The sequence below is a fragment of the Gammaproteobacteria bacterium genome, assembly GCA_036381015.1.
Lineage (GTDB): Bacteria > Pseudomonadota > Gammaproteobacteria > Steroidobacterales > Rariloculaceae > ZC4RG20.
The window spans coordinates 51,524-63,687 of sequence record DASVDR010000001.1 but is presented as its reverse complement, the minus strand read 5'-3'; the positions used below and the strand labels follow the sequence as shown (position 1 = coordinate 63,687).

Here is a 12,164-nt window from a genome sequence, read left to right as displayed (position 1 = left end):
TATCGGCCGCGCGCCGTCAACCCTCGACCGCGCAATCGCCCACGTACATCTCGGGGCGCGACGTGAACCCCGGCAGCTCGATCGGCGAGTACTCGTGGCGGGTGTGCACGGCCTTCATGCGGCCGTCGACCGTCTCCTGCGCGAGAACGGTCGTGACGTGAAGCGGGCCGGCGTCGCTCATCTCGAGGAAGTGCAAGTAGCCGTGAGAGTAGCGGACGACGATGAACATCGCGCCTAGCGCGCTGTCGGCCTCCGCCGTGCCTTCATTGACGTCGATGTCGAAGAACGACGTTTCGAGATCAGCGTCGCCGAGCGTCGCTGTGGCCTCGGCCCCATCCCATCGGCCCGTGGCGAGCGCCGTGAAGCGGCAATCGACCCGCGTCGCCGCCGCCAGGCGATCCTCGAGACCGGACTGGGCCGTCGCGACGTCCGAGCCGCCGAGGAGCGGCACCGTAAAGGAAGCGAGCGCGAAAGGAATGATCTTCTTCATTTCGTTCCGTGCGATAGTCGTGGACATGATCGGAGCCGCCGGCGGGCCGCCGATCGCCGGTGCCAGTCTTAGCATGCCGAGACGCCCTTGGCCATTCCGCCGGCAAATTGACCGCGGAAGCCGGCGGTTCGGATAATCGGATCGGGGGGAAGGAGAATCACGTTGCGAATCGTCCTGCTCGCCGTCGCTTGCTGTCTCGTCGCGTCGGCGGCCGTCCGCAGCCAGTCGGTCGACGAGCCGGAAGTGCACGCGCATCTCGCGAAGCTTTTTCCCGACGCTGCGAGCTTCTCGAAGAAGGAAGGCAGCCCGCCGCACTACAAGGCGTTCGGACCGGCCGAGCCCGGCAAGTCGCCGCAGCTGCTCGGTCTCGCCTACTGGACCACCGAGCTCGAGCCGCTCGAGCGCGGCTACGACGGGCCGATCAAGATGCTCGTCGGCATCGATACGAACGGCGTTCTGAGAGGCATCGTGGTCACCGATCATCGCGAGCCTTACGGCTACTTCTCGGTCGACCTGCCGGAATTCGCCGAGCAATTCGCGGGCAAGAGCGTCCGCGACCGTTTCCGGGTCGGCGAGGACATCGACGCGATCACGCGCGCCACGATCACCGTCACGAGCGCGAGCCGCGCGGTGCGCAACAGCTCGCGCCGCATCGCTCGCGCTTATCTCACGCCGCCGAAGCCGTGACGGCGATTCCGCAGCCGGCCCGCGCAGCACGACCGAACGCGCGGCCGCGCCGCCGCCCTCCGGACGGCCTCCGCAGCGCATGGCGGGGCGCGGCGCTTCTCGCGCGGGCGCTGCTCGTCGCGGCGCTCGCGCTCGGCGTCACGCGCGCCCAGCCGGGCGATGAGGCGCCGGAGCCGCCCGCGCAGGCCCCGGCCGCGGACGACCTCGCCGGCGGATCGCAGGCGCCGGCCGGGGACGAGCTCTGGAGCTTCGAGGACGTCGACGAGGTCGAGCCGGCGTTTCTCGAGATCGCCGCCGCTCAGGCCGTCGACCTCGGGCTGTTCGCGGCATTCGCCGCGCTCGCGATGATCGGCTTTTGGCGCCGCAGCGTCGCGCTCAAGTACCTGACGCTGGTCGCCGCGGTGCTGTACATGGGGGTCTACAAGAGCCAGCTGCTGTCGATCGTCAACGTCTTCGGCGCCGTCACCGGCAACCTGCCGATCTTCTCTTACAGCCTGGCGTGGTACGCGTTCGCGGCGTTCGCCGTCGTCACGACCGTGCTGTGGGGCCGGCTCTACTGCGGGCGGATCTGCGCGTTCGGCGCGCTGACGCAGCTGATCGACGCGGTCGTGCCGAAGCGGTGGCAGCTGCGCATTCCAGAGACGCTCGAGCGGCGCGCCGGCTTCATCAAGTACGCGATTCTGCTCGGCGCCGTCGCCTATTACCTCGCGACGCGCGAGATCGGCTTTTATCGCTACATCGAGCCGTTCTGGATGTTCACCTTCCAGGCGTCGACGGCGCTCTGGGTCGCCCTCGGCGCGCTGCTCGTCGCGAGCGTCTTCGTACGCAACCTCTACTGCCGCTTTCTCTGCCCGGTCGGCGCCGCCCTCGGCCTGCTGTCGATGCTGACCGTCTTCCGCATCAAGCGCTGGCCGGAGTGCGGCCAGTGCAGGCTCTGCGAGAAGACCTGCGAGTGGGGCGCGATCCGCAATCGGCGGATCGTCGTCACCGAGTGCGTGCGCTGCGACGATTGCGAGCGGCTTTATGCGGATCGTGCCCGCTGCCCGCACTGGCTGCTCGAAGCCAAACGCCGAGCGCGAGCTGCGGCCGAGCGCGCGGCTATTCGGCGCCCTCGTAGTCGAGCTGGAACAGCACGCCGAGATTGATGCTCCCGTGGTTGGCGGGGCTCTGCCCTGTCGTCAGCGTAGCGTCCTCGATCCGGCGCTCGTCCCGCCCGCCTGCGAGATCTCGAGCTGAAACTCGCCGTCGTGCTCCTCGATGCCCTGGGCGACGGCGGCGTCGAGCAGCTCCGTGGCCTTGTTCTCCCGCAAGACGATCGGATCGCGCAGGAGATCCTTCATCAGCGCGTAGCACATCGCGACCATGACGACCGTGAACGGCAACGCCGCGATGAACGTGAGGTTCTGGATGCCGGTGAGCGCGGCGTTGCCGCCGATCGCGAGCATGATCGCGGCCACCGCGCCCGTCGCCGCGCCCCAGAAGACCACGACCCAGCGGGACGGCGACAGGGAGCCGCGCTGGGACAGCGTGCCCATCACGACCGACGCGGCGTCCGCGCCCGAGACGAAGAAGATCGCGACCAGCACGATCACGATCGCGGACGTGATGCCCGTGAGCGGCAGCTCGGCGAGCACGTTGAACGTCTGCGCCTCCGCGCCGCCTTCGACCACGGGCGCGCCGGCGCGGGCGAGACCGATCGCGGCGCCGCCGAAGATCGAGAACCACAGCACGCTGATCACGCTCGGCACGAGCAGGACGCCGCCGATGAACTGGCGAATCGTGCGTCCGCGGCTGATGCGCGCAATGAACATTCCGACGAACGGCGTCCAGGAGATCCACCAGGCCCAGTAGAAGACGGTCCAGCTTTGCAGCCAGGCGCTCATCGCGGCGCCGCCGGTCGCCCCGGAGCGGGACGCCATCAAGCCGAAGTCGCTCAGGTAGCTGCCGATCGACGTCGGCACGAGGTTCAGCATGAACACGGTGGGCCCGACGACGAACACGAACACGGCGAGCAGCACGGCGAGGACCATGTTGATGTTCGACAGGTACTGGATACCTTTCGCCACCCCGGAAACGGCGGACGCGATGAAGCAGATCGTGAGCGCGACGATGATCAGCACGAGCACGCCCGCGCCCGCGCCTTCGATCCACCCCGCCTCGATCAGGCCGGTCCTGATCTGCAGCGTGCCGATCCCGAGCGAGGCCGCCGAGCCGAAGAGGGTGGCGAAGAGCGCGAGGATGTCGATCAGCTTGCCGGCGGGGCCATGCGCGCGGCTTCCGAGAAGCGGCGCGAATACCGAGCTGATGAGCTGGCTGCGGCCTTTGCGGAACGCGCTGTACGCGATCGCGAGACCCGCGACCGCGTAGATCGCCCACGGATGCAGCGTCCAGTGAAACAGCGTAGTCGCCATTGCCGTGCGGATCGCTTGGGCTTCGGCGCCCGCGGCGACGGTGCCGTCGGCGGCGAGCGGCACCGTGCCGGGCGGCGGGCTGACGAAGTGCGACAGCGGCTCGCTGACGCCGAAGAACATCAGCCCGATGCCCATGCCCGCGCTGAACATCATCGCGATCCACGACACGGTGCGGAACTCGGGCTCCTCGTCGTCGCGGCCGAGCGGGATTCGGCCGAAGCGGCTGAACGCGAGATACAGCGCGAAGGCGACGAAGCCCGTGGCCGAGAGCACGAAGAACCAGCCGAGGTTCACGATCAGCCACTCGAGCGCGCGCGCCGTGACGGCGGCGAGAGAGTCCGTGGCGAAGCCGCCCCAGGCGACGAGCGTGAACATGATCGCGGCCACGGCGGCGAAGACGACGAGGTCCGTGCGTTCCGAGGCGTGACGAAGAAGCGCCGGCCCCCGTCGGCGCGCCGGAGCGCCCCCGCGCACCGGCGGAGCTGTCGAATTGGGCTCCCGCATCACGATCGGCGCCGGCCGTGGCGGCGCCGGAATCCCTCCCGGTCTCCGTTGGACGAGCGAATCCCTTTACGGGCCCGCTCGCGGGTCGTCTCGATTTGCCGAGGCCGAACCCTGAACGATTCCGGCGCTCGAGGCAACCCTTGAGCGCCGAAAGCCGCGCACGGCGGCGTTCCCGGGGTGTTGCCGAGCCGGTATAGCCGGCGCTCGCCGTCAGTCCCGAGCGGCGCGGGCGCGGCGCCAGAACCAGATCGCGCCGATCGCGCCGACGACCGCCTGCGCGACGACCAGGCCGGTGCGCAGCGAGGTCGCCGTTTCCATTCGGCCCGTCGCGAACCAATACACGGCGTGCGCGGCGATCAGCACGCAGATCAAGGCGTTGATCTTGTGGCGGAGCGACCGCGGCACGGCCTTCTTTTTCTCGGACCGCCTGCTTCGGCGGGGTCGGGCAAGAGTAGCGAAGCCCGGGAGGGACGGCAACGGCGCGGACCGTGGGCGCCCCAAAGCCTGTTACCATCGCGTCTGCTCGGAACGTCTTCGACCGCGAACCCGGGGGGGCCTGCATGGCGGCAACTAGAGTCAATGTGTCCGATCTGATCGACGACAGCAGGGTCGGTCGCTTTCAGATCATGCTGTTCGCGCTCTGCGCGATGTCGTTGATCATGGACGGCTTCGACGTGCAGGCGATGGGCTACGTCGCGCCTGAGGCCATCCCGGAGCTCGGAATGTCGGGCGCCCAGCTCGGCACGATTCTCGCCGCCGCGAACGTCGGCGTGCTGATCGGGTCGCTGCTGTTCACGATGCTGGCCGACAAGATCGGCCGCCGGCCGGTGCTGATCATCGGCACGTTCTTCTATGCGATCATCACGATTCTGACGGCGAACGCCGGCTCCGCGACCGAGCTCCTGTGGCTGCGCTTCATCGGCGGCGTCGGCATGGGCTCGATCATTCCGAATGCGACGGCGCTGATCGGCGAATACAGCCCGAAGCGCGTGCGCGTGACGCTGATCATGACGATTACCGTCGGGTTCACGGCCGGCGCCGCTCTCGGCGGCTTCGTCGCGGCCTGGCTCATGCCGCTGTTCGGCTGGCGGTCGGTCTTCTACTTCGGCGGCATCATCCCGCTGGTCGTCGGCATCCTGATGATCTTCTGGCTTCCGGAGTCGCTGCAGTTTCTCGTCGTGCGCCGCAAGCTCGACAAGGTCGCACGATGGCTCGCGCGCGTGGACCGGAACGCGCCGGTCGGCCCCGGCGTCGAGTACGTGGCCGCCGAGCAGAGCAAAGGCGGCGTGCCGGTCAAGCATCTGCTCACGGAAGGGCGCGCGCCGGTCACGCTGCTCTACTGGCTCGTCAACTTCACGAACCTGCTGAACCTCTATTTCCTCGCCGGCCTGCTGCCGACGATCCTGAGCCAAAACGGGCTCTCCTCGTCGACGTCCGCGCTGATCGGCGGGGCAATGCAGACCGGCGGCACGATCGGCACGTTCGGTCTCGCGTGGCTGATCGCGAAGAAGGGGTTCACGCCGATGCTGACGCTGACGTTCGCCACGGCGTCCGTCGCGATCGCGCTGATCGGCACCGATTTCGTCCTCGCGATCGTGCCGCTGCTCACGATCATCGTGTTCCTCGCGGGGTGGTCGGTGATCGGCGGCCAGCCCGGGCTGAACGCCTTGGCGGCCACGTACTATCCGACGTATATGCGCTCCACGGGAATCGGCTGGGGGCTCGGAATCGGCCGGATCGGCGCGATCATCGGCCCCTTCATCGGCGGCCAGCTTCTCGATCTCGACTGGTCTACCCGGCAGCTGTTTCTCGTGTTCGCGCTGCCGGCCGTGGTCTCGACGCTCGTGATGCTCGCGCTTCATTTCCTGCTGAGGTCGCCGAGCGCCGCGATGCCGCTGCGCGAGGAAACGGCGTAGCCGGCGGACAGTCGAACGTCGCATGGAAATCGTCTCCACGCTGCTCGATCTCTTCCTCCATCTGGACGAGCACCTCGTCGACGTCGCGACGACGTACGGCGCGTGGATCTATGCGCTGCTGTTCGCGATCATCTTCCTCGAAACCGGCGTCGTCGCCACGCCTTTCCTTCCCGGGGACTCCCTGCTGTTCGCGGCCGGCGCGCTCGCGGCCGCCGGAGCGGTCGATATCGGCGTGCTCCTTCTGCTTCTGACCGCCGCGGCGATCCTCGGCGACAGCGTGAATTACGCGATCGGCCGCGCCTTGGGGCCGCGAGTGTTCACGGAGCACCGCCGGCTGCTGAACCGCGAGCACCTGCTGCGCACGCAGCGTTTCTACGAACGCCACGGCGGAAAGACGATCGTGCTCGCCCGCTTCGTGCCGATCGTGCGCACTTTCGCGCCGTTCGTGGCGGGGGTCGGCGCGATGCGCTACCCGCGCTTCCTGGCCTTCAACGTCGGCGGCGGGTGCGCGTGGGCGGGAGGGTTCCTGCTGCTCGGTTACTTTTTCGGCAATCAGCCGATCGTGAAGGAGCATTTCGGCTTCGTGATTCTCGCCGTCATCGTGATCTCGCTCCTGCCCGTCACGTACGAGGCATGGCGGGCGCGCAACGGCAGGCACCCGGCCGCATGAGCCTCGCGGTCGTCACGCTCGCCGCTTTGGCGATCGCGATCGTATTGAGCTGCACCACGCGGCTCAACGTCGGCCTGATCGCGATCGCGCTCGCCTGGGTCATCGGCGTCTACGGCGCCGGTCTTTCCGTCCGAGACGTGACCGACGGGTTCCCCGTCGGCCTGTTCCTCACGCTCGCGGGCGTCACGCTGCTGTTCAGCCAGGCGCACGTCAACGGGACGCTCGACATCGTCGCGCACAACGCCACGCGCCTCTGTCGCGGCCGCGTCGGGCTCGTGCCGATCATGTATTTCGCGCTCGGCGCGGCCGTCGCGTCCGCCGGGCCGGGCAACATCGCGACGACCGGGTTGCTCGCCCCGATGGCGATGGCGACCGCGCTCCGGGCCGGGATCCCGCCTTTTCTGATGGCCGTCATGGTCGGCAACGGCTGTAACGCCGGCTCGCTGTCGCCGCTCGCCCCTTCGGGCATCATCGTCACGGGCCTCATGGAGCGCATCGGGCTGCCCGGCTTCGAGGTGAACACCTGGCTCTACAATCTCGGCGCGCACGCGATCGTCGCATTCGGCGCGTATTTTCTGTTCGGCGGGTGGAAGCTGCTCGCGCGCACGGACCGCGTCGCGCTCGCGACGGACGGGAAGACCGCGGCGCTCGATCTCCATCAGCGGCTCACGCTCGCGATCATCGGCCTCTTGATCGTCGGCGTCATCTTCGTCGGCGTCGACATCGGCATGGCGGCGTTCTCGGGAGCCGTGATCCTCACGCTGCTGCGCGCCGCGGACGAGCAAGCCGCGGTCAAGGGCATGCCGTGGAGCACGATCCTGATGGTCTGCGGGGTGACGCTGCTGATCGGGCTGCTGGAGCAGACCGGCGGGATGGATCTCTTCGCGAAGCTCCTGTCCACCGCTGCGACGCCGGCGACGATCATTCCGTTCATCGGTGTCACGATCGGGCTGATCTCGGCGTACTCGAGCACGTCGGCCGTGATCCTGCCGGCGTTCCTGCCGACCGTGCCGGGGCTAGTCGAGAACCTCGGCGGCGGCGACCCGCTCGCGCTCGCGTCCACGATGAACGTGGCGGGGCACCTCGTCGACGTGTCCCCGCTCTCGACGATCGGCGCCTTGTGCGTGGCGTCGGTGCCGGCCGGGGACGCCAGCCGGCGCCTCTTCAACCAGCTCCTCGCCTGGGGGCTTTCGATGACCGTCGTCGGCGCGACGCTCTGCTGGCTGATGTTCTCCGGTATCTGAAAAAAGGCGTTCTGACACCTTTTTTCCCAGACATCTTTTTTAGAGCGTGTAATTCAGTGCCCAGACGAGCAGCAGCACGAGCGGGACGTGCACGATGAACTGCAGCATCGAGTAGCCGACGATGTCGCGCGCCTTCAGCCCGAGAATCCCGACCAACGGCAGCATCCAGAACGGGTGGATCAGATTCGCGAGCGCCTCGGTGGCGTTGTACGTCTGAACGACCCAGCCGAGATGCATGTCGAGCGACTTGCCGGCCTCGAGGAGATACGGCGCCTCGATCAGCCATTTGCCGCCGGCCGACGGAATGAAGAGCCCGAGGAACGCCGAGTAGATGCCGACCATGACCGGAAACGTGTGGTGCGTGGAGATCGAGACGAAGAAATCGGACATCTGAGTCGCGAGTCCCGAATCCGTGAGCATCCGCACGATGCCGGCGTACATCGGATACTGAATGAGCACGCCGCCCACGGGCGTCACCGACGCCGCAATCGCGTTGACGAACGACTTCGGCCGCCAATGCAGCAGCAGCCCCACGATCAGGAACAGGAACACGTAATGGTTGAGCTGGAGCAGCACGCCCAAGCCGCCGGCGATCACTTCGCGGATCAAGTAGCCGAGGCCGAGCGTGCAGACGACGATCGTGAGCAGCGGGCTGTGCTCGAGCCACTCGCCCGGCTTCTCGTGCCTGCCGATACCGGTATCCGCTTCCGCGTACTCCACGCCCATGTCCGCCATGCCGCGGGCCCGTGACTCGGGCGGCGACGAGTAGAACGCGATCGCCGCGGATACGGCGATCAATACCCCCGCGACCATCAGGCTCTGCCAGAGGCCTAGGGTCTGGCTCAACGGGATCACGCCGCTGATGTTCTCGATCGCATCCGGAAGCGAGTCGGGCGTCGCCATGATCAGCGCGGCCGACGAGGAGAGCCCGAGCGCCCAGACGCTGCCGACGCCGAGATATGCCGCCGCGCCGATCGCCCGGTAATCGGCGCCCTTGACGCGATGCGCGACCTCGCGCGCAAGCAGTGCGCTGAAGATCAGGCTGAAGCTCCACGATACGAGCGAGGCCAGCATCGAGAAGACGCCCACGTACGCGGCGGCGCCCGGGCCCGTCTGCGGCAGCGCCGCGATGCGCCGGATCACGCGGTAGACCGCCGGCGCCGTCGCCACCGCGTAGCCGGTGACGATGATCATCGACATCTGCATCGTGAACGCGACGAGATCCCAGAAGCCGGTGCCGAACCGCTCCGCCGTGTCGAGAACGGAGTGGCCCGCCGCGAGGCTCGCGACGAACACGATGGCGACGGCCGCGAGCGCGAGCGCGAACGCGTCGGGAAACCATTTTTCGAACCAGTCGGAGAGACGCAGCCCGACCGAAGCGAGCACGGAGGTCCCGTCCCGCGGCGTGTGGTGATTGGACATGGGCGCGAATATTAGCAGAGGCGGCGCGGCGGTCGACCACCGCATTCCTCGAAAACGCCGCCGGTCACCGAAAGGGCCGAAGCTTCAGCAATGCCGGCAGCAAGACCATGCTGGCCGCGAGAGTCATCACGATGCCCAACGTCAGCAGCTGCCCCAAGCTCGCCATGCCGCGGTGCGCCGACAGCCCGAGCGTGCCGAAGCTGACGACGGTCGTGAGATTGCTCGCGAGCACGGCGAGCGACGTGCTCGTGCCGAACGGCTCGCCGTCGGCCGTCGGATGCGTGCGCATTCGGTGCACGATGTGAATGCCGTTGTCGACGCCGATGCCGACGAGGAGCGGCAGCCCGATGATGCTCGCGAAATTCAACGGAACGCCGAGCAGCACCGTGACGGCCAGCGTCGCGGCCGTCGCGAGCAGAATGGGCACGATGACGAGCAGCACGTCCTTCCCCCGCCGCAGAAAAACCCACAGCAGGATCGTCACCATGACCAGCGCGTAGACGAGCGCGAGCTGAAAGGCATGCACGACCGTGCGCGACGCTTCGCGATAAACGACCGGCAGGCCGGTGGCGCTGGGCACGATGCTTCGCACGGAGTCGGCGAAACGGGCGGCCTCGCCGTTGTCGCTCACGTCCTCGCGCGGCGCAATCTCGATCAGCTCGCGTCCGTCGGCGCTGACCCATCGCTCGAGGAGCGCCGGCGGCAGCGCGTCGCGGTCGAACGGTTGGGCGCCGAGACCCTTCGCGAGGCGCTCGAGCTCGCGCGGCAGGTCGCCGACGACGGCTTCGTCGAGGGCGACGAGCGTGCGCGTCCGCTCCGGCTCGTCGTGCGTGCCGAGCGCCGCGAGCAGCGCGTCGACGGCCTTCCGCAGCTCGCCTGCGGCCGCGCCGCGGCCGGTCGCGCCCTCGAGATCGTCGTGAAGCGCGCGGAAAGCGTCATGGAGCCGCTCGGGATCGGCCGGTGTGCGCTTCAAGTCGGCGAACCCCGGTCCCATCAGCAGCGCGATGTCCTCGAGCACGAGCGCCTTCTCCGCCTGCTGCTCCGGCACGAGCGTATCGACCGTGCTCACCCGGCGCACGGTGTCCAGGCCGCGCAGCGCCGCCGCCCACTCGAGCGCCGTGTCGTGGTCCGGCGCAATCGCCACCATGTTGAAAAGCGCGGCTTCGCTGTCCGCGGCGAGCTCCTCGAGCGCGCGCACGGATTCCGACTCCGGGTCGCGCATGTGGAGCGGATTGCTGTCGAACTCGGTGAACGGCAATGCCGTCAACGTCGTCAGGAGCATCACTGCCGTGACGCCGAGCACGATCGGCGGCCGTGCCGTCAACCTCTTGAAGCCGAGGGTGCCGATCCAGGCGGGGCGCGGCCGGCAGTCGGCCGGCGTCAGGAAGCGGCCGAGCAAGGCCGGCAACAGGGTAAGGCTCGCGAACAGGCTGATGAACATTCCCGTGCCGGAGATGATGCCGAGCTCGGATACGCCGTCGAAGGCCGTCGGGATGAAGGCGTAGAAGCCGGCGGCCGTCGTCACGGCGGCGATCACGAGCGACGATCCGATGCCGCCGACGGTACGGACGATCGCGTCGTCCAGCGCGACGCCCTCGGCGAGGAGCTCCTTCACGCGCAGGCAAACGTGGATGATGAAGTCCGTTCCGAGCCCGATGTACATGACGGCGAAGGCCGCCGAGAGCAGGTTCAGATGCCCGACGGCGGCGGCCGCGAACGCGGCCGCGCCGGTCAGCCCGGCGACGAGCGTGGTGGCGGAGATCGCGAGCAGCTTCCACGACCGGAGCGTCGCGTAGAGCAGAAACACGACCAGGACGAAGGAGACGACGCCGGCGACGTTCGCGCCCTGCCGGACGCTCAGCATCTCCTCGTGCTCCATCGCGACGGCGCCGGTCAGGCGGGCGGTGACGCCGCGGAGCTCGCCGGTGGCGAGCGCATCGATCGCCGCGCGAAGGTGCTCCATCGGCGCGGCGGCCGGACGCACGCTGTCGAAGTCGAGCACGGGCTGGAGCAGGATCGTGCGCCGCGTGCCCTCCGCGGCCGCACCGCCGGCGATCAGTCGCCGCCAGTCGATCGGATCGCGGCCTCCGTCGAGCACGGCGGTGACGGCGCCCGTGAGCTCGCCGTAAAGCGCATTCGCGAGCGGGTCGCCCCCTTCGCCGTCCGCAGCGGTCAACGTCCTGTCGACGACGTTCACGACGGCGGCGCCGTCGAGCCCGGGCCGCAGGAGACCGATCAGCGGTTGCGCGGCCGCGAGACGGTCCCCGAGGTCCTCGAGCTCCTCCACCGACGAGTACAACAGCCCGTTGCGCTCGAAGAACTCGTCCGAGCGGGCGGCGAAGACCGAGCGGTAAAGGTCCGGGCGGCGGCGAAGCCGCTCGACGAGCGCGGACGAGAACGCGTCGACCGCCTCGGTCGACGGCCCGTCGATGACGACGACGATGTTTCGGTCCCGCGACGGAAAGCTCGCGCGGTAATCGATGAAATTTCGGCGCCACGGCAGCTCGGCCGAGATCATGTTGGCCGTATCGGTGTTGATGCCGAGGCGGGTCGCGGCGTAATAAGCGCTCGCCGCGGCGGCGACGATGCCGACGACGATCACCGTGCCGCGGAAACGGAGGACGAGGCGTGCACAGAACGCCAATGCGCCTTCTATCGGGCCCATCGCCGAGGGACTCGCGTCGGCCTACCCGCGGCAGCGTACGGCCCGAGGGCGCAAGCCCCGACGTCCGAGCCTCCGCGCGGAAGCGCGCGGCGGAGCGTTCGCGCTGGCGCCGCCTCGGGCGATGTCGGCTGAAAGTGAGCGCAAATTCGAGGCCT

At 68.4% G+C, this 12,164-nt stretch carries 10 protein-coding genes; 5 read left to right on the top strand and 5 right to left on the bottom strand.

Going from position 1 to position 12,164, the window contains the following annotated elements; genetic code table 11:
* Positions 1 to 16: 16 nt before the first annotated feature.
* Positions 17 to 517: a hypothetical protein gene (locus VF329_00285; GenBank protein HEX7079437.1), complete on the bottom strand. Its 501-nt coding sequence runs from the start codon at positions 515 to 517 to the stop codon at positions 17 to 19.
* A 135-nt stretch (positions 518 to 652) separates the two neighbouring features.
* Here VF329_00285 and VF329_00280 point away from each other — a divergent pair, with 135 nt between their 5' ends.
* The gene (locus VF329_00280; GenBank protein HEX7079436.1) at positions 653 to 1,177 is read left to right on the top strand and encodes an FMN-binding protein; all 525 of its coding nucleotides are present in this window, start codon (positions 653 to 655) and stop codon (positions 1,175 to 1,177) included.
* Positions 1,174 to 2,322, top strand: a complete 1,149-nt coding sequence (locus tag VF329_00275; protein HEX7079435.1) for a 4Fe-4S binding protein — start codon at positions 1,174 to 1,176, stop codon at positions 2,320 to 2,322. The genes VF329_00280 and VF329_00275 overlap by 4 nt, the downstream gene beginning before the upstream one ends.
* A gap of 33 nt (positions 2,323 to 2,355) precedes the next feature.
* On the opposite strand, the gene VF329_00270 is transcribed toward VF329_00275, so the two are convergent.
* Positions 2,356 to 3,975, bottom strand: coding sequence for a BCCT family transporter (locus VF329_00270; GenBank protein HEX7079434.1), 1,620 nt, complete (start codon positions 3,973 to 3,975; stop codon positions 2,356 to 2,358).
* Between the two features lie 327 nt (positions 3,976 to 4,302).
* A complete protein-coding gene (locus VF329_00265; protein ID HEX7079433.1) occupies positions 4,303 to 4,497 on the bottom strand; it encodes a hypothetical protein in 195 nt (64 codons plus the stop codon).
* Positions 4,498 to 4,652: 155 nt separating this feature from the next.
* Between VF329_00265 and VF329_00260 the strand changes: the two genes are divergently transcribed.
* Genes VF329_00260 through VF329_00250 form a run of 3 tightly spaced genes read left to right on the top strand, consistent with a single transcriptional unit; the run spans position 4,653 to position 7,922 of the window.
* Entirely contained in the window at positions 4,653 to 6,008 is a 1,356-nt protein-coding gene (locus VF329_00260; protein ID HEX7079432.1) for an MFS transporter, read from the top strand.
* Between the two features lie 22 nt (positions 6,009 to 6,030).
* On the top strand, positions 6,031 to 6,678 hold the full coding sequence (locus tag VF329_00255) for a DedA family protein (protein HEX7079431.1): 648 nt from the start codon (positions 6,031 to 6,033) through the stop codon (positions 6,676 to 6,678).
* A complete protein-coding gene (locus tag VF329_00250) occupies positions 6,642 to 7,922 on the top strand; it encodes an SLC13 family permease (GenBank protein HEX7079430.1) in 1,281 nt (426 codons plus the stop codon). The genes VF329_00255 and VF329_00250 overlap by 37 nt, the downstream gene beginning before the upstream one ends.
* A 39-nt stretch (positions 7,923 to 7,961) precedes the next feature.
* Here the strand turns inward: VF329_00250 and VF329_00245 are convergent, their stop codons facing one another.
* On the bottom strand, positions 7,962 to 9,344 hold the full coding sequence (locus VF329_00245) for a TIGR00366 family protein (GenBank protein ID HEX7079429.1): 1,383 nt from the start codon (positions 9,342 to 9,344) through the stop codon (positions 7,962 to 7,964).
* Positions 9,345 to 9,408: 64 nt separating this feature from the next.
* On the bottom strand, positions 9,409 to 12,009 hold the full coding sequence (locus tag VF329_00240; GenBank protein HEX7079428.1) for an MMPL family transporter: 2,601 nt from the start codon (positions 12,007 to 12,009) through the stop codon (positions 9,409 to 9,411).
* Between the last annotated feature and the right edge of the window lie 155 nt (positions 12,010 to 12,164).

Coding starts and splice junctions, on each gene's coding strand:
- VF329_00285 (HEX7079437.1), bottom strand. CDS start 517: ATGTCCACGACTATCGCACGGAACGAAATGAAGAAGATCATTCCTTTC.
- VF329_00260 (HEX7079432.1), top strand. CDS start 4,653: ATGGCGGCAACTAGAGTCAATGTGTCCGATCTGATCGACGACAGCAGG.
- VF329_00255 (HEX7079431.1), top strand. CDS start 6,031: ATGGAAATCGTCTCCACGCTGCTCGATCTCTTCCTCCATCTGGACGAG.
- VF329_00250 (HEX7079430.1), top strand. CDS start 6,642: ATGGCGGGCGCGCAACGGCAGGCACCCGGCCGCATGAGCCTCGCGGTC.
- VF329_00245 (HEX7079429.1), bottom strand. CDS start 9,344: ATGTCCAATCACCACACGCCGCGGGACGGGACCTCCGTGCTCGCTTCG.
- VF329_00240 (HEX7079428.1), bottom strand. CDS start 12,009: ATGGGCCCGATAGAAGGCGCATTGGCGTTCTGTGCACGCCTCGTCCTC.